Source organism: Exiguobacterium sp. ZWU0009, from assembly GCF_000798935.2.
GTDB classification, from domain to species: Bacteria; Bacillota; Bacilli; order Exiguobacteriales; family Exiguobacteriaceae; genus Exiguobacterium_A; species Exiguobacterium_A acetylicum.
The window spans coordinates 1509494-1530846 of record NZ_CP018057.1; the positions used below are offsets into that span (position 1 = coordinate 1509494).

General features: G+C 44.2%; 21 protein-coding genes. 3 read left to right on the forward strand and 18 right to left on the reverse strand.

Going from position 1 to position 21353, the window contains the following annotated elements; translation table 11 throughout:
- Positions 1 to 3: 3 nt before the first annotated feature.
- The 15 genes from L985_RS07815 to L985_RS07890 all read right to left on the reverse strand — a co-directional run bounded on the left by L985_RS07815 (position 4) and on the right by L985_RS07890 (position 16648).
- Positions 4 to 2148: a putative bifunctional diguanylate cyclase/phosphodiesterase gene (locus L985_RS07815; protein WP_158513338.1), complete on the reverse strand. Its 2145-nt coding sequence runs from the start codon at positions 2146 to 2148 to the stop codon at positions 4 to 6.
- 361 nt (positions 2149 to 2509) lie between these two features.
- Positions 2510 to 3685 (reverse strand): hypothetical protein, encoded by a 1176-nt coding sequence (locus L985_RS07820; protein ID WP_047390526.1) that lies wholly within the window; start codon positions 3683 to 3685, stop codon positions 2510 to 2512.
- A 37-nt stretch (positions 3686 to 3722) separates the two neighbouring features.
- On the reverse strand, positions 3723 to 4061 hold the full coding sequence (locus tag L985_RS07825; protein WP_047390522.1) for a hypothetical protein: 339 nt from the start codon (positions 4059 to 4061) through the stop codon (positions 3723 to 3725).
- Positions 4062 to 4079: 18 nt separating this feature from the next.
- Positions 4080 to 4361, reverse strand: coding sequence for a hypothetical protein (locus L985_RS07830; RefSeq protein WP_029341549.1), 282 nt, complete (start codon positions 4359 to 4361; stop codon positions 4080 to 4082).
- 760 nt (positions 4362 to 5121) lie between these two features.
- Positions 5122 to 5760 carry a GGDEF domain-containing protein gene (locus tag L985_RS16945; RefSeq protein WP_158513339.1) on the reverse strand — a complete coding sequence of 213 codons (639 nt, stop codon included), beginning with the start codon at positions 5758 to 5760 and terminating at the stop codon, positions 5122 to 5124.
- A gap of 841 nt (positions 5761 to 6601) precedes the next feature.
- Positions 6602 to 7456 (reverse strand): NmrA family NAD(P)-binding protein, encoded by an 855-nt coding sequence (locus L985_RS07845; RefSeq protein ID WP_029341551.1) that lies wholly within the window; start codon positions 7454 to 7456, stop codon positions 6602 to 6604.
- A 53-nt stretch (positions 7457 to 7509) separates the two neighbouring features.
- Entirely contained in the window at positions 7510 to 7929 is a 420-nt protein-coding gene (locus L985_RS07850; RefSeq protein WP_029341552.1) for an RrF2 family transcriptional regulator, read from the reverse strand.
- A 36-nt stretch (positions 7930 to 7965) separates the two neighbouring features.
- Positions 7966 to 8259, reverse strand: coding sequence for a hypothetical protein (locus L985_RS07855; RefSeq protein WP_047390517.1), 294 nt, complete (start codon positions 8257 to 8259; stop codon positions 7966 to 7968).
- The gene (locus L985_RS07860; RefSeq protein WP_023468122.1) at positions 8246 to 9124 is read right to left on the reverse strand and encodes an NmrA family NAD(P)-binding protein; all 879 of its coding nucleotides are present in this window, start codon (positions 9122 to 9124) and stop codon (positions 8246 to 8248) included. The genes L985_RS07855 and L985_RS07860 overlap by 14 nt, the downstream gene beginning before the upstream one ends.
- Positions 9125 to 9357: 233 nt before the next feature.
- A complete protein-coding gene (locus tag L985_RS07865) occupies positions 9358 to 9879 on the reverse strand; it encodes a hypothetical protein (RefSeq protein WP_047390513.1) in 522 nt (173 codons plus the stop codon).
- Between the two features lie 20 nt (positions 9880 to 9899).
- Positions 9900 to 10370 (reverse strand): DUF7878 domain-containing protein, encoded by a 471-nt coding sequence (locus L985_RS07870; protein ID WP_047390510.1) that lies wholly within the window; start codon positions 10368 to 10370, stop codon positions 9900 to 9902.
- 28 nt (positions 10371 to 10398) lie between these two features.
- Positions 10399 to 11292 (reverse strand): DMT family transporter, encoded by an 894-nt coding sequence (locus tag L985_RS07875; protein ID WP_047390507.1) that lies wholly within the window; start codon positions 11290 to 11292, stop codon positions 10399 to 10401.
- 161 nt (positions 11293 to 11453) lie between these two features.
- On the reverse strand, positions 11454 to 14684 hold the full coding sequence (locus L985_RS07880; RefSeq protein ID WP_235609885.1) for an ABC transporter permease: 3231 nt from the start codon (positions 14682 to 14684) through the stop codon (positions 11454 to 11456).
- Positions 14685 to 14869: 185 nt separating this feature from the next.
- A complete protein-coding gene (locus L985_RS07885; protein ID WP_051656254.1) occupies positions 14870 to 15406 on the reverse strand; it encodes a GNAT family N-acetyltransferase in 537 nt (178 codons plus the stop codon).
- Positions 15407 to 15421: 15 nt separating this feature from the next.
- Positions 15422 to 16648 carry an MFS transporter gene (locus tag L985_RS07890; protein ID WP_029341559.1) on the reverse strand — a complete coding sequence of 409 codons (1227 nt, stop codon included), beginning with the start codon at positions 16646 to 16648 and terminating at the stop codon, positions 15422 to 15424.
- 522 nt (positions 16649 to 17170) lie between these two features.
- Here L985_RS07890 and L985_RS07895 point away from each other — a divergent pair.
- Positions 17171 to 17650 carry a hypothetical protein gene (locus tag L985_RS07895; RefSeq protein WP_029341560.1) on the forward strand — a complete coding sequence of 160 codons (480 nt, stop codon included), beginning with the start codon at positions 17171 to 17173 and terminating at the stop codon, positions 17648 to 17650.
- 46 nt (positions 17651 to 17696) lie between these two features.
- Here L985_RS07895 and L985_RS07900 read toward each other — a convergent pair whose 3' ends face one another.
- Positions 17697 to 18134 carry a hypothetical protein gene (locus L985_RS07900; RefSeq protein WP_029341561.1) on the reverse strand — a complete coding sequence of 146 codons (438 nt, stop codon included), beginning with the start codon at positions 18132 to 18134 and terminating at the stop codon, positions 17697 to 17699.
- Between the two features lie 192 nt (positions 18135 to 18326).
- Here L985_RS07900 and L985_RS07905 point away from each other — a divergent pair, with 192 nt between their 5' ends.
- Positions 18327 to 19358 carry a zinc-binding dehydrogenase gene (locus tag L985_RS07905; protein ID WP_047390502.1) on the forward strand — a complete coding sequence of 344 codons (1032 nt, stop codon included), beginning with the start codon at positions 18327 to 18329 and terminating at the stop codon, positions 19356 to 19358.
- Positions 19359 to 19424: 66 nt separating this feature from the next.
- On the opposite strand, the gene L985_RS07910 is transcribed toward L985_RS07905, so the two are convergent.
- Positions 19425 to 19907, reverse strand: a complete 483-nt coding sequence (locus L985_RS07910; RefSeq protein WP_051656255.1) for a hypothetical protein — start codon at positions 19905 to 19907, stop codon at positions 19425 to 19427.
- Positions 19908 to 20138: 231 nt separating this feature from the next.
- On the opposite strand from L985_RS07910, the gene L985_RS07915 reads away from it, so the two are divergent.
- Positions 20139 to 20993 (forward strand): LysR family transcriptional regulator, encoded by an 855-nt coding sequence (locus L985_RS07915; RefSeq protein WP_047390499.1) that lies wholly within the window; start codon positions 20139 to 20141, stop codon positions 20991 to 20993.
- A gap of 71 nt (positions 20994 to 21064) precedes the next feature.
- Here the strand turns inward: L985_RS07915 and L985_RS07920 are convergent, their stop codons facing one another.
- On the reverse strand, positions 21065 to 21352 hold the full coding sequence (locus tag L985_RS07920) for a putative quinol monooxygenase (protein WP_029341565.1): 288 nt from the start codon (positions 21350 to 21352) through the stop codon (positions 21065 to 21067).
- Between the last annotated feature and the right edge of the window lies 1 nt (position 21353).

Genomic DNA, 21353 nt, shown 5'->3' on the forward strand with positions numbered 1-21353 from the left:
AATTTAGAGAGAGGTAGTCTTCAAAACATCTTGTGTTTGAAGTAATGTAACAAATGCGGCAAAATCGATTGGGCGTGAGAATAGGTAGCCTTGACCGATCGTACATCCATAGGAAGTGAGAACCTCTTTTTGTTCAATCGTTTCAATTCCTTCCGCTACGACGGTTAAATTAAGATTCAAGCCAAGCTCGATGATCGTCTTGACCATAGGCGATTTTTGATTAGGAGTCAGGCGATCGATGAACGATTTATCGATTTTCAATGTATCAATCGGAAGTTGCTCGAGTACATTTAAGGAAGAATACCCTGTTCCGAAGTCATCGATGGATGTTTTAATCTGCGAGGTCTTCAAACATTGCAAAATCGAAACGCTCTCTTTGATGTTTTGAACAATGCTCTCTGTAATCTCAAGCTCGAGCCACTGCGGGTCAAGAGATGTCTCTTCAAGAATCTCGATGACACGCTGACAGAAGTTTGGATTTTGGAATTGAAGAACAGAAACATTGACCGATAGAAGCAAAGGTTCGAATCCTAAAAGCTGAAGTTGTTTACTTTGGTAGGTCGCAGTGAATAGGACCCACTCCCCGATTTCATTGATCAGACCAGCTTCTTCAGCGATTGGAATGAACTCAGCTGGTGAAATCCATCCGAACTTTGGATGATGCCAACGGAGCAATGCTTCCATACCAATGATTCTCCCAGAACGAAGATTGACTTTAGGTTGATAGTAGACACTTAATTGTTGCTCACGTATTGCATTTCGTAAGTATGATTCAATTTCAAGCTTTCGTACTAAGTTGGATTGTAGTTCAGTTCCATAGTAAACGAATGTGTAATTTCCATTCTGTTTAGCTTGATAAAGAGCTTCAGCTGTATGAGCCTGTATTTCTTCGATCGTCAAACTTTGGTCAGGAAATACACTGACACCACTATGCGCTACAATATTCAATTCTAACTCCTTTAAACGGATAGGCGCTGCAAGATGAATGAATAACTTTTCATTCACAACAGTGATACTAGATTTCTCTGTTTTTAGAAGCACAATCATAAACTCATCTTCACTGTACCGATACATTTTAAAATTCTCTTTCAATACATGTTTTAAGCGGAAAGATACTTCTTTCATGATCTGTTCCCCGACATGATGCCCGAAAATATCTGTGTACATTCGAATCCGTTCTACTTGAAGCAATATGAAGGCAAGCGGTGCATGTTCATCTTTGAGGCTATTTTTAGTGTCTAGTAAAAAAGATGCACGATTGCCTAGACTCGTTAATGGATCGATATATGCGATTTGGTTTAATTCTGCTAATAATTCACTATTTTTCATGACAGTAAAAGCTTGTCTAATAATGATAAGAAGAAAAATCATGATCCATCCTGTACTTAAGGCATTTAAATTCCAAGCATAGCTTTGCATCATTAGGATGGAGAGGATCAAGATGCTCGAATAAGGAAAGATAAATTCTTTTTTTGTTGAAACATCAAGAGCAAATGGATCAATCATACTTTCTTGTCTTGGCTCTTTTTCATGATATCGAGCAGTGTAACCGATAAATAGTAATGCGATAGTCCAAATCAAATCGACACTGCCACCTGATATATAGCTGTTCTTAATTGTAAATTGTGCAAAAGTGATATCTCCGATGACTTGTAAAAATAAACCGATGATCAAATAAGTCAAATATACATTTTGTTTGTTGAATAGAATTAAATAATATAGCGTAATTATAAAAAAAAGAATTCCTAAATCTGCAATTTGGAAAAGAAATATATGGGCGCTGTACCACAGAGACTGCTGATTAATCTGATAGAGCGGATAAAGCAGGTAATGATAACTAATTGAAGTCGCGGCTATCATATAAATCATTGTATTAAAGAAGAATGCCGAATTTGAAAATTTTCTCGTTTGATTCAAAAGTTGATTTAACAGTGCAGCAAAGTAGAAAAAGTAGGAGCAGACCCAAGTTAAGGATGATAAGTCCGGTGTAACCATGACATGATTCTTAACAAGTAAGATGATCCAAGCAAGTGTGCCAAGGGCGGAAAAACTCGTTCCAAGACCTAAAAACATCCAAAAACGTTTAGAAGAGTCATTTTTAAAATAACTTTTTATAATCCAACTCGTACTTAAAATACCTACGAACAACTGGACCGTGTTTAATAGAACCAATCGCATCCGTTCAGATCCTTCAAAAAAATGGTTCCCATACCAAAATAATAAACCAATTCCGATGGACAGAAGGAAGGGGTAACTTATAGTTGTACGCAAAGATTGTTCCTCCCTTATGTTTAAATAGCTTTCAAATAAGTATCGGATATATTAGATTTATATTTAACATAATGTTCTAATGTCATTTAGAATTAAAAAATTGTTCCTAGTACGGTAACGAACTAAAAATAAACCTAGATCTCTCAATTGAGTAGATCTAGGTTTATTTTTAGTTCTTTATTGTTTTTTTAAGTCTCTTAGTGTAAACGACCAAAAAACTTTTTTATCGTTATGTCTATTAATTTGAAACTTTCAAGTTTACAACTTGGTACGTCGTTTTCGTTCCATTCGTGATGCTATACGCCAGTACACCGTCCTGGTAAAGAGGAAGGGATACCAACTCTTCAAAGTCCGTCAGGGGAGCAACCGTCTTCGCTTTTAGGTCCGCGTACATCAACTGATTGATACCTTCGCGGAAGATGACTTGTGTGTTCGAGAGAAAACGAATGCCACTAATCGTCGTCTGGGCACTTGAAGCGGAATAGTTCAGCGTCTTTTGGTCCAATCCGATGGGCTGGAAAATGGCGTCTCCTTCTGTTCCAAGAGCGAAATAGGTGCCGCTACGACTGAAATCAATCAATCCGGACAACTCTTTTTTATACGCACCATCCAATGTCTCGAGAACTCGGACGTTCTTTCCGTTTTTGTAGTGAGACGTGTATAAGGTCACGCCGTCATCGCTATCGCGGTGCTCGTACGTGAACAGACCATCTCGTGTTTTTCCTGTTTTTAAAATGAAGGACTGGAGTGGCGTGATCTTTCCGGTTTTTAACGAATAAGACTTTAACGTGGAAATCGTTTTTTGTTCAGTCGCTTCCTGCGTGATCCAGGACGCACGTGTTGACGTGACATCGATATGCGGCGGGGACGTATCGAAACGACTTTCGCCAGCATCAAGTGTCGTCACCTGATTCGTCGTAATCTTCAGTTGGCGAATCGACCACTTCACACCGGTCTTTGTCGGCTGTTCCGTTTCGACCCATAGTAAAAACTCACCTGTACCCGTCATCATCGGGATTGCACTCTTCGTCGCAAGGACGATTTTGTTATACTTTCGTTTTGTATCGTATGTATAAATGGTGCTCTTATTTTTTTGTGGATCGAAGTAGAAAATTTGGTCATGATAAGAATACTGTGGATTGAATGAAACGTGGAGTTTACTTAGTAAAGGAGAGAGGTCGTATGTCTTCGTTTGACCTAACGTGACGCGCTCTGTCTGCTTTCCTAGTTCGACCGGATGCTGATTCGTAGCTTCGGTCGTTGCTTTCTTGGATGAAACGTTCACTTGTTCAGATGGCGCGACATTTTTTTGTGCTACACGCGGTGTTGCTTGTTCTTCTATTATGGAACAACCCGCTATCGTCCAAACGACGGTCGAGAGACAAAAAACGGTTGCGAATCGATGTAATTTCATATTGGATAGCTCCTTCAAAGGTTTTCGGAAACGTAAGTCATTGCTGTACATCATGTGGAGAGGGAGTCGGACGACGGGTGTGAAGAAACACGAGATACCACCACTTTAATGTGTAGGCGAACAAGAAGACACACATCCATGCCCACGGTCGAAGTGTCGTCAATCCTTCGTAAAAATGTCTGAATTCTGTAATGTCAAGTCGGTACATGGAGTTCCAAATGAATAATGCATACATGAAAAGCATTGCTAACATCGCTCGAATCGATGCTTTTCTCAAGGCTGGATGCTTGATCGCGACGAAGATTGCACTGATAAGCGTGATGAAAAAGAAAGCATAGGACAATACCCACACCCACAAATCGTTGGTTGGTCCCATATGTATTTTCCTCCTCAGTTAATCATGGATGCGTCTAGAAGATCGTCTAAACAAAACAGAAAGAATGACATCGATCAGTAACCCGATCAAGAACCAACTGATCAAAGTCAGGATGTAGATCAGGAACAGCGGGATATGGAAGGAATCCAGCCAAGTTCCGAGGAAGGAACGTGACTCCAGTAGCCAGAAAACAGGGCTTGTGAGAAACAACAAGATGTTTTTGTCATCGTAACCGAAAGCATTAAATAAACAGACGGCAAGTGAAAGCAAGGGAAGCCAGAAACGAAAATCTTTTCGCATGATTATTCATCTCCTGTTTGAGTGGGATGCGTTTCATTGGACTTGAATCAAAAAAGCGGATAGACCGTCACCGCGTTCGTTCTACCGTGCACGAATTCCATAGATGTATGTTCCTTGAGCAGACGGTGCGGTGAAAACGCCATTTTTTAATGAGACCTGCTCACTTTTTGTTTTTAAATCCCATCGTACGACTTGAAGTATATATGGTTCACTATCAAAAGAGAGATGGATTTTGTCGTTTGGTGACACGATGACGGGTTTACTTTTTCAGTCATGTAGCGCATCGACATAAATCATGTCAGCACATTGAGCACTGAATAAACTAAACCAGCAAGAAGAATCTTGAACAGTCGAAATGGGCTTAATGTTTATTTCGACTTATGGGTCGTAAGCTTCGGTACAAAATGGTTCAAAGTAAATAAAGTAGCAATCAGTATAGCTAAACAATCAATCAAAACATATTTCAGAATAGAAGTATTTTCTCTAAGAAATCAATATCATAAAACCTATAAATAGTAATTATATGGTTTTTTTTCACAAAAGACTGTTGAATCCCTTCAAATGGATAGAGAGATTTTGAATGAGTCATACGTTTCTATTTGTGACGGTTAGATGTTCGCAATTCATCGAAACCTTTTAAAGAGACAAACAATCGGTTTGGTATCAACATAGAGGGCACTTCTCTTATTGAATGGAATCACTAAACAAAAATGATGATGAGTAGGTTCTTTCGAAATTGACGTTTTCGCCACATATAGATTTATCCCTCATTTTTCTCAACCTGTGTCATAGGTTTATACCATACAAGATTGCGTCCTCTTCGTTTCGCCTCATAGAGTGCTCGATCAGCATCTTGAACGATATCCTGCAGGTTCTCTTTCTTGTTATGAGACTGTTCATGAAAAGCTAAGCCAATCGATACGGTAATCTGAATAGGGTGCTCGTTCTTAATCTGATAGTCATAAATCGAGCTAGTTGCTCGAATGACTTCAGCCAGGTCATATGATCGGAATAACTGTAAGTTTGGACAGACCATGATGAATTCTTCACCTCCATAACGACCGACAATGACGGAGTCCGGACAATGGTTTTGTAATAATCTACTGATTTGACGAAGAATCGCATCGCCTTGATCGTGTCCATATACATCATTGATACGCTTAAAATGATCGACGTCAAGCATTAAGATCGAAAAAGGAGTTTCTGTTTTTAGCAGTTGTCGAACAGATTCTTCAAGTTTTCGGCGATTATACAGACCGGTCAACCCGTCAATGCCTGCCTCCTGGCATGCTTGATGATAGCGGGCATATTGAGCACGTATCGTTTCGAGAGAGGCATGGATTAAAATACCCGCTCCGAAGTGAATCAATATGAATTGTAGTGTATTCGTTTCCTTCATGTGTGAAGTCGATTCTATGAAATAAATGAGAGGAAGGGAAATTAGGAGACTCGCCGCAAGCAGAACAAAAAAACTGATTGACTGGGTGATCATTCTTTTTTTCAGAAGTATGATGACATAGAAGACTACTCCATACGTGACAACGTAACTCATAGCATGCCAAATGTCAGTCGTCTGATAGACAAAGAGACCTTGACAAAGTTGCAAGGACACTAGCGTGATTAGTCCGACTTGATGTCCTCCATAGTAGAGGCTGACCATTAAAAATAGGATGGATAAATCGATGGAAAATCCATGAAGATCAATTGCTTTTAGAAGGATCCAAATACTTGCAGCATTCGAGAACAAAATGAGTGAAACCAAATGAATGATACTTGAGAGTTCGGCTTGACGGGATTGAACCATTGAAAGAAAAATGCACTGGAGATCAGGATTAACAGTAGTGACGATACACTGACAATGAATTGATCCATAGCATGAAGCATCGAAAAAATCCTTTCGTGAGGAACCGTTGATAGAGAGTCATCAGTAAGTATCAGATCCATTCATTCAGACGATAGAAGTGGAATGGTAAAAATGATAAGAGGTGTCTAATCGATGTATCATTCTTATATCTTTAAGTATTAAGTATACGTCATATGGTTATGTACCACTATCTATTTTTTGTAATATTCTAACTTTTTAAGGAGATTCAATTATGCACAGTAAAAAGAGTGATATCTTTTTTGCGATATCACACTCTTTTTACTATAGGAAAGATTTCGTTATTTAAGTGGGATTCAAGATGAATCATCCAGCTTTTCTTGAAGAAGTCATGTTCCTTTTACGAAGAATGGAGGAATCAATGCTTCTCCCAGTGGGCTTGATAATCGAGAATATATTGACTTAGGGGAATCGGCTCGGTACCAGTCACCTCGCGGAACTGACGGTTCGTTCGTTTCGTGAGTCCGAGACTAATCGGGAGGTGTAACATGATGACTTCATTGACGTAGCTTTTCGGATATCCTTTTTGGACCATCTTCATTTGGAAGAATGGAATCGAAGGGTTCGTGTAACGAATCGTCTTTCCTAAGAGTAGCGTCATCAGACTTGCGATCTCATGGAAACCGAAAACTTCCTCGCCATGCAACGTATAGACACGATTGAAATGGGGAGCAGGATGTTCGAGGCAATGGATGACGAACGTCGCGATATCCCGGATGTCGATCATGCTTGTCTTCCCAAGACCAGCTGGCGTAACGATTTGCTCGTGAAAACGGATGTCATCACGCATGAAGAGATTCAAATTTTGCATGTAGTATCCGGGACGGATGATCGTAAACGGGATGCCGGTCTCTTGAATGATCTTTTCAATCGCATGGTGAGGTGTCAGCGGAAAGACTGGAACATCCTTGAACGAGAGATAAACAATGTGCCGGACTGAGGTGAAGCGCAAATAGCGCAGAAAGAGATGGAACTGTCGTGTTGATACTTGGGACGGATACATCAAAAAGAGTTGATCGACGCCTTTTAACGCTTGTGAAAACGTTGAGATATCGGCGTAGTCCAGGTGACGATAGTGAAAAGCATTGCCGAATTTCTCTGAAGCAGCTGCTGGGTCGATGACAGCCGCATGAAAGGGAATATGTCGCTTCATCATTGCATGACCGACGGCTAGTCCAACGTTTCCTGTGAATCCTGTTACTAAAATCGTCATGTGTAACGTCCTTCCTGTACACTTGACTGAACTGCTGTTTGATGAGAAGTAAATCATGATATGTCTAAGAAAAAGTGAGGTGGTAAATCGTCCGCTAATTGCTTTATCGTAACTTGATTGAGCGTATTAAAGAACGAAATCAGTGCAACATCTAATAGTTGATCTAACGCACGTACCTGATAGCGCGTTCCCGGAAAAAGCGGACGTTCGAATAACGCGACGACATCTCCGACCCGGACAGTATGACTCAATGGGAGGAGTTGAACACCGCCTTCTCGTCCAGCATGGGTTCGTAAAAGACCTGCTCTTCCTAAAATTGAAATAATCTTCGTGAGATGCTCGTACGAGATGTTACATTGAAGCGAAATGTCTCTCGTCTTTACGTATTCTCCTCTTCGTGTCATCGATTTTGAGGTGTGTGCCAAAAAAAGTAATGTCAGTAAGCCATGTTCCGTAGCACGTTTCAACCGCACGACCGCATCTCCTTTCATTTTTGACTGACGATGATATCAGACAATCAAGAGGCAATATCGCGTCATGGAGGAAAAGGGCGCTTTCGTCATGTAAACATGCGTGTAGGAATCATCGAATGTGATCAAAGCAGAAATGAGGTGTGCGCGAATGTACCGACAGGAGAGGCTTCGCCGTTGAGGCGTAATCAGTTCAACTCTTCGAGAGTCGAAGTCGAGCAACAATTGCAATGGGTACTCTGTGAATATCGTCACCTGACAATGAATGCCGAGCCGGTGATAATAATCGACGATGCATTGACGAACGAACAGTGCTCGTTCATGAGTAATCATATGCTTTGCCCTCCTCTTCATTTACCCAATCGGATAGGTGGTCTTTTATATATTGCCGAAGGGTGATCGGTCGTTCACCAATTAGTTCTAGAAAGTGGTTATCCGTCTCATCCGCTAGACCTAATAAGATCGGCACATGAAGTTTGATGATTTCATTGGTTTCTTCGTAAGACAATCCATGTTGCATCATAAAGGACCGGAAAAAATCAATCGACGGGTTCGTATACATGATCTCTGTTTCAAGTTCTTCTCCGAGAAGCCGGGCGACTTCGTAAAAATTGTAAGCCGCTTCACCGCTGATCGTATAGATTTTATTGAAGTGAGTGGCTGGGTTTTCAAGACACGTCATCACGACGGTCGCTACGTCACGGGCATCAATCATGCACGTCTTACCAATTCCTGCCGGTGCGAAGAGGTGAGCATGATCTCGTAACATATCTCGCATGAACATGTTTAAATGCTGCATGTAGTAGCTAGGACGAATGATCGTGTAGGGAATGTCGGTTTGGCGAATGACGACTTCAATACGATGATGTGGCGTGAATGGGAGGGATAGAGCGTCTTTGGCTGAGAGGTAGACGATGTGTTGCAGGGCAGTCTGTCTGAGATAATGAATAAAATATTCGAATGTCTCCAAGTCCGCGTTTGCAGGAAATTCGAGAAAGATTTGATCGCATCCTGCGAGTGCCTCTACGAACGTCGAGGCATCCTGGACATCGAATCGACGAAAGTCAAAATGCTCTCCGTATAATTCGGAAGCAGCTTGTGGATCGGATACCCCGATGCAAAAAGGCTGTTCTTCCGTGCGCATACGTTGGCTGACGAGCTGCCCGATCGGTGAAGAAAAGTCCGTAATGAAAATCATGGGAAAATTCCTTTCCTCTCTTAGATGAACGAGGCATCACTGATGTTGGAAAGTGGTAAATAAAATACTTATATTAGTTATATAATACCCTAATTATCTTTCAAATACTTGATATATGATAATTACTGCTAAAAACATAATTAAGTGTTCCATTTATTCAATATATGAACCTTAATAATCAAAAAAATTAATTATTAATACTTATGTTTACATATCTAGGTTTATTATGAATATTACTTGACGTACTTGTCGTGAAAGCTATCGTAAATTTGCGCGTATGTTTCCTTGAGTGACCTAATCGCATTCACGTCTGTTCCGATGACATCCACTACATCAGTCGACACATACAAAAGGAAATCCGAGTCAAAGAAGACGATGTAAGCTGGTGTGTGCCCTCGATAGACGTTTAAGCAGTAGGAGATGATTTCATCTAGCTTTATATGTTTCACATGTGCATATACGACACCCGTATGAGCTCCTTCATCTTCCACGATATACTCTTTCCAGTTTCGAATCATGATCGATGATCCTACTCGTGCCTTTGCTGAATAACGCCGATGACGATGAATGTACGCAGCGACGAATAGAAGGTGGATGGATCTGTCTTCTTGAAAAATCGTCTGAAGAATTTCTTTCAACTGCGAGGCAGTTAGGTCTTCCATTAAAAAGCGGATACGGCGTTCTGGTGTTGACTGAAAATAGGGTGTTGGCTTCCTGATATCAAGCTCGATCTGGAACCGAGATAAATCAAGCATATAGAAGTCTCCTCATTCTATTAAAGTTTTGATGACGAATAGGGAATGTGACGGATGAAGGCATCCAGCTGAATGTCGAAGTACGCTTCAAGATCGAATCGAAGTTGCCTTTCTAAATCAGATAAGCACATCACTAAGGTGTCGAGAGGAAAAACAGTGTTCATCCGTTCATCGCCCCAAATCGATTGAATGCGACCTTGATCCGTGGAAGGGACCATCGATACGATTGCCTCTTCTTCATCATGGTCAAACTCCACCGAATAATAAGAAAAGGCAGGAATGAATGAAGGCGTCACCTGTCTTTTCCACCGATACAACGATTTATAAAACTCGAAGATGGATAACGATGTTTCGAGATATAGTGCATGATCAATGATGATTTTGACATTCGCTTCAATCGACAGAATGGTGGGAATGTCCCTTGCTGAAGCATTTGAAATAGCGTTCGGTGAATTTAAAAAATCATACGTACATCTGATTTGAGAAGACATGTTCATCACTCCGGTTCATGAATTGACATTAGCTGAATACTTTATTTCGTTGCCGAAACGGACGAATCCCTAGAGCAATCGAAGCCCCGATGCAACTAAATAGACACCCGATGATTAAAGGAAGAGACAGCGTCGATTCACCGATCAATACTGAAGCAACACCGCCGATCAACGGGAATAGTGCTACCATATAGCCGCTCTTCGCACCACCGATCCGTTCGACGAGTTTCAAATAAAACAGCCAGGCAAGAAACGATGCGATCACGGTTAAATACAGTAAGGCAGAAAGATAGGTAACGGTTGTCGGGAGCGTAAGCGGTGTTCCTTGAATCATGACGATTGCGCCCATCAGTAGACTCGCGACAGTGAATCCAATCGCGTTGGCGTGGACCGGGTTGATTCGTTGCTTGGCGTTCCGCGCTGAACTGGCGTCACCCACTGCTGTTAATAGCGTGCCGACCAAGGCAATCAAGACACCTTTTAAATCGGTCAGTCCATGGATGCTGCTTAGACTCGGAACAATCAGGACACCGACGCCGATGATACCAAAACATCCGCCAATCCAAACGCGCGCATGGAGGGTCTCTTTTAAAAACAAGCGCAGAGCGATTGGTGTCAGAATGACCTTGAGTGAGAAAATCAACGTCACGATGGCGGCAGAGCTTAACATCGTCGCGTAATAGAGACATAAGTAACTCAGAGCGAAGTTACAGACTCCGAATACGACGATGAAAGGCATGTCCGTCGCGGTAGGTTTGATCATTCGTTTAACAAATAACGCGAATAGGATGAAGAGAACAGCGGTCATTGCTAATCGATAGGTCAGGGATACTTCCAAGGCGAAAGGTGTTCCTTGGATTTTGACAGCAATGAAGTTCAGTCCCCAGACGATCAAACAAAATAGATACATGAAATATGTCATGGTTCGACTCCGTTCTAAATATGTCGTAATGTAACTTCCATGACTCAGTGTATCAGAGAAGTGTGGTATTCGGATTGCTGAAGTGGCGTTCGTAGGAATTAAAAGAGCAACATCGAGATGATGTTGCTCATACGTAGAAAACAGGTTTAATTCGTACGCTTCTATAAAGCGATCTTTACTGTGATTTTTTTACCGACTGCAGCCCCGTCCGCTAACAGTACATAGGTCGCTTTTTTATCTGGCACGCGATAGACCAAATCTACTTGAGAGCGATACGGAGGATAATACTGAAAAGCATTGACCCATGCTTTTTCATTGTGATTGACGTAATCAATGGGTTCATAAGAATGTCCTTTCGCATCTTGAAGCGTGAAAGTATTCGGTCTGTAGACCGCATAGCCGATGTCACTCTCTCCCTTTTCATGTAGGATGACTGGTACCGTCACATAACGTTCATGCTTGAGTGTCGGTAAATCGAGCGACGCGGGTGGTGTCTGAATTAACCGATCCACATGGAAAGTACTCTGTTTATGGAGCGGATCACCTGGATAGGTTTGAACTAAGCCTTGTTCCATCAGCTTGTCGATGGTCGTCGCAGTTGACTTAGACGGTGCTTTTTCAGTTGGCTTTGAATCATTTTTCATATCGCGTAACTTACTTCCCGTCGTTTGGACAGTCGGTACTTTTGACGTGACCGGAGTCGTCGATGTATCAGTATTCTCAGACGATGCGAAGAAGAAGAGGGTGACGACAGCAGCGAGTAAGACGCCACCCGTCGTTCCAAGGGCGATTTTAAAGCGACGCTCTGTCGCTTTCGAGTTGATGACCACACTCCCAATAGCAGCATTTGGTGTAATTCGTACGGCGCGTTGTGCAGGGAGCAATGCACCGAGGACACCAGTTAACATCGGGATCAATAACATCGTACTTAAGAAGCCGAGTTCGCTGACCGGGAACTGATTGTAGACAAAGCCAATCATCCCGAGAGCGACGAGAAGACCGAGTATGCCGGCAAAGAGTCCGGTCATCACCCCTTCAATCAGGACGAGCGAGCGGATGTACCCATCTCGCCAACCGGTGGCTTTTAAGACGGCAAGTTGTGTTTTTCGTTCATTGACGTTCTGCCACATGATTTCTGTCGTCGTTAGAATGGCAATCATGAGTGCGACGCCCATCGCGACATAATGCATCGTTCCGACTTCTAGGGCGACGAATTCACCGAGCCACGTCGCATATAAGACACCTTTTAAGCGGAACGTGACGAATAGGAAGAAGATGAACAGGCTTGTAGGTAAGGCAATCGCAACGATTGAAAGAAGAGTGCGTTGCCAATAGGTCGCGAGCTGGTTGATGCTCATGCCGACGATACCCCGAGCACGGACAATCCGGCGTCCTTTTGAAACTTCCCCCGACTTCATGCTCTCATAAGGACGAATTTTCCGAATGAGTGCCATCGGAACAAGTGTGCCGCCCCAGTAGATGAGAAGACCCACGAGACCAATCAGGATGATACGTCCGACTGAAGTCGCATGGCTCGTCGTCAACCAGAATGAGCCGAGAATCGCCCAAGAAATCAAGGTGACGAAGCTTCCTAAGAGGGTCGCTTCAAAGAATAATAACTTCGATAGTTGACGCGGGCGCCAACCGAGCGACAGTAAAATCGCGAATTCCTTTTTCCGAGCAAACAGCAAAATGATGTTTGAACTAAAGACATACACTAAAGCAACCGCGATGACGCTTAAGATGACCCCACTCATCCCGACCTTGGCTTCTTGGAAAATAGCCATCGAGGAGCCAAGCTTGATCCACGGCTGTTGCACCCAGCCGAGTGCCGATTCTCCTTTTAGACCAGGTAAGTAGGTTAAAGCGAGTTGCGGAGAGGAACCGAGCGTCACGTCTGTGATCAGTCCTGTCTTATCTTCGATTTCTTGCGCGACCGCGTGGAGTTTCTTTTCGCTCTCTGCATTCATCGTCTCGACCCCTTTGACATTGACGCGAATGACAGAGATTGCTTTTTTGCCTCGTAACTTGAAGGCAGCATCCAGTGTTGTCAGCATCGAAGGCGGTTTTGTCAGGAAGTCATAGGCATCATTCGTCGGTTTGACATCACGTGGTGGATTAACTGGACGATCCTTCTTATCCATGACCCACTGAGCCTTCGCTGGGAAGTAGGTCTCCATTGGTAGTTCCGTTAACGGATCTTTTGAAATGTCTAGCTTTTTCGGATCAAAGACGCCAATGTAATTAAAACGCATTTTAGGCATGTTATTAATGTCTGTTCCAAATAGACGTGCTTCACGGTACATCGTTCGTTTGGCTAGTAGGCTATCGTTTGTGACTTCATATGGTTTGACCTGGTAGCTGAATGGCCACCGGGATGGGTAGGGGCTAGCGACACTCTGATAGGAAATCGGTGATGGTTTGAGTGCTAGCCAATTAAAGCTTCCGGGAGGCTCTTCTGGAACCGTATTTTTTAGAATGTCATTCACTAATGTCTTCTGCGTATCCGAAGTCGTGACTTTATATGTTTTTTTATCCGATAAAGGTAACGTATTTAGGTACTTGTAGCCACCTTTTTGAATAACTTGCTCCATCGTCGTATTGATCGAATTATTCTGTAAGGGGAGATCAACTTTTTCATATTTATATGTCCGGAAGGCATCAACGTACTCGCGCTGATTTAATAAGATCGGAATTTGATAGACGTCACTCCCCATGTCAACGGGACTGTCATCCGTTTTAAAATAGCGGCTGTATGTAGCGGATTTAGTCGATTGATCCAGTCCGACCATTTTCGCCTCGGCTTCCGGATCAATTCCAGCGAGCATCGTCGCACTACCATAAGCGAATAATGGTTGTTCTCCGAGTTCTAATAAAGACACGCCTTTCACACGTGTCCCGCTTGGAGGTTCCCAACCGGCAGCAAGGAAGGAAGTCGTCGTATCTTTTTCCATCTTCAGACCGGTATTTTGGGAATCGGTGATCGTCAGTTTATAGATGCCGGGATCGGTGATCGTGTGGGTACCGACGTTCGCATCGATATAACTATTTCCGATCATCGCAATCGGGGCAGCGACTTCGACGTCTGTAATTTTTTTGATTGTCTCATATTGTTTACGCGTGATGCCGCCGTCAAGACCACTTGTATAGTTTGGTTCAAGCAACTTCAAATCTTCCGTCACGCTCCGGCTGCCTTCCGGTCGAACGACGATATCGTAAGACGATCCCCAACGTTTTTGCAGTTCATCGACGACCGTTCCGTTGTTCGCTTGCGTCGTACCGATCAAGTAACTGAGTCCGGTACTGACGATCAGGACGCCGACGAGGAGCAGAATGAACCGCTCCTTATTGCGCCACCAGGAGTTCCAGATGAATCTCAGCAAGTTCTCCACCTCATTTCGATTTGATTAATTGGTCATTGCATAAAATTCCTTTCAATAAGATATTCTTTTATCCATATATTTCTTTTTGTTTTTCCATTATATACAAATAAAAGTGAATTGACTAAAAAAGCTGTTAATTAGGTATGTTAGTTTTTATTAGATTAGAAAAAGCACCTCACGAAGGAGGTGCTACATCAGGATTGATTCTTTAAAGTAAGGAATGGATTGCATTTCCGCATGATGATCTCGTCAAACGAAACGCCATTGTACAGTAAAGCGTCAGGAATCGATTCTACGATGTGAAAGCCAACTTTTTTATACGCAGCGATGGCTCGCTCATTATGGGAAAACACTTCAAGTTCGAGTCGATGGAGCCGGAGTTCCTCGAAACAAAAGCGGATGATACACGCGATCGCTTCTGACCCGTATCCTAGACCGGTCCAGGGGAGGGCGCGCATCGAAATGCGAAAGCCCGCTTGTTTCAACTTTACATCGATGTCTAAAATCGAACACTCGCCAATTATTTCACCGGAGTTCAAACAGATAGCGAAGTCAAAGCGCGTCGGATCAGCTTGGATCGAAAGAATGTGTCGTTCGATCTGTTCGAGCGAAAACGTCGCCGTCGTACCAGTCAGGTAACGTAATGTCTCATCCTGGATTTGTTCGAATAAGACGTGTGCATCCGTCACGTTAAGCGGGCGTAGGAAAATTCGTTCTGCGGTCAGGTCCATGAATACCTTCCTTTCTCATGACGAAAGCTTGATTGTTTCATCCGTTTCCGTCGTAAAATAATGACGCTTCGTTCGATTTTGGACGATGAAGACGATCAATCCACCGACGAACAGGAAGCTGACTGCAGAGACGGTATACGCCAAGCGAATCGAGGTCTCGGCATAGATACCTATCAACGCCGTCAAGAGAATGACACCAGCTGACTGGACGACATGGATACTACTGAGGAATCGTCCCATCAAGTCGACCGGAATATGCGTTTGAGCAAACGTCATGAAGCCGGTGTTCGCAAACGCAAGGGCGAACGTCAGCAAGAAAAAGCCAATCGCTGCCGTCAAGAATGACGTCGCTGTGGCAAAAATCAAATAACCGATCGGTGTCACCAGTGCTCCGAATTGAATCAAGAAGCGGAGCGACAAGCGATGCGTGAAGGTCGCATTGACCGCAGAACCACAGATGATACCGATTCCGGCGATACTGACGAGAAACCCGTACGTGCTCTCATCCATCTGCAGGACAATCGTCGCAAACGAGGCTTCGAGTGAATCAAGTCCGCTCATAAGGACAATCATCAACGCATAGAAGGCGTAGACGAGCGTGATGTAGCGCCGCGTCCGTGCAAACTGAAGGGTCTCTTTCCAGTCCGTGAGAATCACTCGAATTGAGAATGTTGTTTTTTCTTTCGATTTAATGTGAACGTTCGGTAAGAAGGACAGGAGAATAGCAGAAAACATTAGTGCTCCCGCATTCATTATGATCGCCGTCTCCGGGGAACCGATCAAAAACAAGAAGCCGGCAATCGACGGTCCGAGAATGAAGCCGGCCGATTGAATAAAGTTCTTTAACGCATTGAACCGTTGGCGGCTGTTCTCCGGGACGAGCTTCGTCATGTAGATCAACGACGATGTCTCAAACAGCGTGTTGCCGATGTTCAGGATAAAGACGAGCGCATAAAGGACATACAGTGAATCGATCAGTGTCAGTGAAAAGACGAGCCCGGCACGCCCGACGTCAAGCAACACGAGCAAGCGACGTTGATTGATCCGATCGACGACACTACCGGACCAAAGACTCGTCAACAGCGCGGAGATCGGCAACAGAATATAGAGAACGGAGACGGCGAACGCTGATCCCGTTCGTTCAAGGACAATTAAATTCAAGGCGATGAAGTAGACCCAAGCGCCGATGTTCGAGACACCGACACCAAGTAATAGCAATCCAGGGTATTTCCAATTCGACATCCGACACACTCCTTTTTATTGTGTTTTAAGCCAATAAAAAAATCCCACCTCCAAGACGTTGGTCTTGGGGACGAGACTGTGCGTGTCGTGGTGCCACCCCTGTTCGCGAGACCGTCACCGGTACCGCCTTCATCGGTACGACCGCTTTTAAACGGCAAATACCTGAGCTCGATAACGGGAGCACCCGTCACGATATCCCCGATTCGGTTCCACCGTGCTGCTCAGAGGCTTGGTTCGGTCAATGGCTGATGCTCCTTCCCACCAATCGGAGCTCTCTAGGAAAAGCCGAGATGACGTACTGTTCTCTTCGACGCGTTTGATTCATGTGATTTGTCTCATCCTAGCATATGCAGAATGAAACAGTAAAGAATTTTATCAATTTTTTTACAATTATTGAAAATGATACATAGGTATCAGAATTGGAAAAATAATCAAAATGGTAAAAGATGTAACAGGTTGTATGATACATTGTCATGGTCACGCGTTCACCATCAAGAAAGTCGTTCGAAAGGAGGAAAAGAAATGAAGCGTTTGATTTTTTTCATATCTCCACTCCTAGTTCTTACCGGAGCTGTCTTTTTCACGACGTTTCGTCCAGTCGAGCAAGCGATCTATTTCTTAATCTTATTTTTACTGACCTGTCTGTCAGCGATGACCTTAGTGGAGCGTCTCGTCAAACGCCATGATATGATGCGACGACTGAACAAGATCCATCCACTTATCGGGATCGTAATGGGGATAGTTGTGCTTGGCTCATTAGTCAGTGGTCTCATATGGTTAGCACCTTCGTTATCGAATCCGAGTCTCGTTGGTCTTCTCGTAACCTTCCTCTTCATGTATGGTGGAATCCTCGTTCTCGGTTTCGTTGTCAGTTGTTTCTTCGAAGGCATTACGCGACAACCGAAGGATCAATTGATTCGCCCGGTCTTTTTGTTCATCGGAACCGGCTATCTCATCTTGACCGTCTTCGGAATCTTGCAACTGTACCGTCAAACCGGATGATAGCAAACCCCTCTGACGCCTAGAGACGACAGAGGGGTTATTGTGTTTACTGAACTTTTAACGAGAATCCAAATTGTCCGTCGCCTTGTTTCCAGCGGGAGTTCAATTCATAGGCATAGACACCGGGTTCTGTGGGTGCGTTGAACTGATCATTTTTCAAAGTGACAGTGGCATCCTCTTTTTGATCATTCCACTGCGATAGTTTCACGCTTTCGAGGTCCCCGGTTAACTCGATACGGACAGGTGCCCCGGCAGAGACATTGACCGGTTTTTGCTCTTTTGTCATATCAAGTCCGTTGCGATATATCTTATCGACACATTGACTGCGAAGTAAGCTATCCCAACAATAAGAGCCTTGAACGGTCGGAACATCCTTTCCGTTCGCCTTAACTTCAGGTTTCGGCGGTGCACCCCGGAACGGTTCAAAAACGATGATGCACACGACTAGAATAAGTAGAACGGCTAACGTTAAACCACGTTTCATGAGGCACCTCCTTGGTATTTTCTTTATTTTACCAAAAGAAAAAATCAAATAGAAAAGCTTTTAAATGAAAAGATATTCAGTTTTTAATTTTTGGTGAGTTTGATCATTTATTTGACGTGGTGTGTATGTAAAAACAAAAGGGTAAAGGATAAGAGATGCTATATCTAAACGAAAAGAAAGTGAGGCAAAAACATGAAGGCAGTCACGGTCATAGGACATGGTGGACTCGATCAACTGAAGTACATTGATATGGAAACACCACAACCGAAACAAGGCGAGGTGCTGATTGAAATCAAAGCCTGTGCCTTGAACAATACAGAAATCTGGATGCGGGAAGGCGCCTATGGTGTGGAGAGTGAATCAGGCTGGAAAGCAGAAGGTGTGCAATTCCCACGAATCCCCGGTTCAGACATCAGCGGACGGATCGTCGCGGTCGGAGACGGTGTCGCAGAATCGGAGATCGGTCGTGACGTTGTCTTGTTTCCGTTCACAGCAAGTGGAGAAATCAAAGACGAACAGAGTGCCGAGAACTTATCGTTCATCGGTTCCGAGTATGACGGCGGGTACGCTGAATACGTTCGTTGGCCGCTTAAGCTCTGTTACGACATGCCGCTTGCCTCCTATACGGACAGTGCCGTCTTCTCGGTCAGTGGCTTGACGGCGTGGCATATGGTCGAGCAACTCGACTTACAACAAGGGCAGACCGTTCTCGTAACAGGCGCCAGTGGCGGTGTCGGTTCACTTAACGTCCAGATTGCGAAGCGTGTCTTCGGCGCGCGTGTCGTCGCACTCGTTGGTGACTTGAAGCTAACGGATCAATTGCACGAACTCGGGGCGGACCTGGTCGTCTCCTACCGTGAGCCGGACTGGGATCAACAAGTCATGCAAGAAGTCGGTCCGGTCGATGCGATTCTCGATGTCGTCGGCGATGCCGTGTTTAAAAAAGGTCTTGAGCTGCTAAAGCGCGGCGGAACGTACTGCATTTCCGGATCGTCCGGGGGACAGGTGACGTCGCTTGATTTTCGAACGCTTTACTTAAAGCATATCCGTCTGCAAGGATCCGTCCTTGGCAATCGTCATGATTACGAGAAGCTGCTTGAGGCAGTTCGGACGCAGACGATTCAGCCGGTCATCGACCGGATGTTCCCGCTCGCTGAAGCGCGAGAAGCCCAAGCGTACTTCAAACAAGCTGGCAAATTTGGCAAAGTCGTCTTGCTACCATAAGAGAAAACGAACAAAACGAGCTAACCTCTTCCAGTTAAAGAAAGGGTAGCTCGTTTTCGTGTCGATTTAAGGGCTAGGTATGATGTAAAAAAGCGTGACGGTCGATGTGATAGGTTCGTCTTCCGTAAAATCCGTGAATTCCTCTTGTGATTGATAAATCGTATACGCATGGGTCGAAAAGAGATCCGTTATCCATTCTGGAACATCTGCAGAAAGGGAGAGCGACTGAATCTGTTCAAGTGGAAACGGTGTTCCAACCGGATTTTGCGTGTGAACATGTAGTGCGTCCTGCGAAGCATCCTCGCGGGCGATTGTCATATAAATCTGATGCTCGATCTGTTTTTCCTCGAGTTTTTGGCGCATGTCCTGCAAAGCGCTCAACGCGATCCGAAGATGTGCTTTACGAAGGCGCAGACTCGTATTGCCATGACCATAAAAGTCAGGGTGCACATGCCAGTCGTCTGAATCAATATAGGAGGGAGAAGAATAACTTTTGAATTCAAGTTCTAGATTTTTAAAATAACGGCGTTTACCGCGAAATTTTTTCATGGTTCATCGACCTTTCAAGTAAGTATGTGTACATAGTATCATGTTGTATCAAGACTATCTCATCTGTTGAACGGCATACAGTCTTAATACAATGTTCAATTATAAAATTTAAAAAATCTTATTCAAATCATTCATAAATATTTTTATGATACTCTAGATAAATCATTGTTTGTCTTATGTATTTAGTCTTTCTATAATCAGGGAGAGAGTAAACTTAAAGGAGAACATTACATGATTGATTTTGAATGGTATCGCAGTTTCATCCATGTCTACCAACAACGTTCCGTCTCGGCAGCTGCCCGAATTCGTTTTTTGACGCAGCCAGCGGTCAGTCAGCATATCGCGGCGCTCGAGGCAGAGCTTGAGACGTCTTTGTTCATCCGTGCACCTCGGCAAATGATTCCGACAGACGCCGGAACAGCCCTCTATACACAAGTCGTCGGGTTGATTGATCGGCTTGAAGAGTTATCGCTCGAGATGAAGTACGAAGCAGGGGAACAACCTCGTCCAGTCTTGAAGTTCGGTGGACCGACAGAATTCGTCACGCATGGGATCGTGCCAAAATTGCCGCTCGACATCGCCCAATTCACGGCCATCTTTGATTTGACGGTTCCCTTATTGCAACGGCTGCTCTCGAATGAGCTCGATTTCATCATCGCAACGAAACGGATTGATGAGCCAGGCGTCCAGTACGTCCCGATCGCTGACGAACGCTTTCATTTGATCGCCCCGATTGGCTACGAAGTTCCGGAAGTGGATCTAAAGGAATGGATGGCCCGTCAGCGCTGGATCAGTTACGGACTCGAGCTGCCGATCATTCGTCGGTACTATCAGACGCAGTTCGGGGAACGACCTGGGATCCGTCCGGAAATGATTTTACCGAACGTCGACGCGATTCTAAAAGCCATCGAAGCGGGGCACGGGATCAGCGTCCTCCCCGATTATCTCGTCGAGGTAGCGGTCAGTGCTGGACGGGTCCAGCGGATTGCACCGGAACGATTCGCGACGAATCAGTTATACGTCGCCTATCGAACGGAATCTCGTCATGATCCGGTTTTGCAGCAGGTGATTAAAGCGTTAGGTTGAATCGTATGAAAAAAGTCCAATCCACAAGCAAAAATGCTGAGAGGATTGGACTTTTTTTTATGAAATATACATTACTTCGATACGTCATCTAAGAATGTCAACGCACGATCAGCGACGAGACTCGCACTATCTGCTCGATAGGCTTGATAGTGCGGTGAGGCGACATGCTGATCGAAAGCATCTTGATCATGCCATTGTTCGTAAAAAAAGAAGACGTTCGGTTTGTCGATAGCGCGGTGTGCCTGATACATCAGGCAGCCTGCCTCGGCACGAGAAGGTGCGATCACACCTTCGATGATAGAAGCGAGCTGTTCGCCTTGATTCGGATGCGCTTCGATCCGGGCAATCAGTTGAATCATC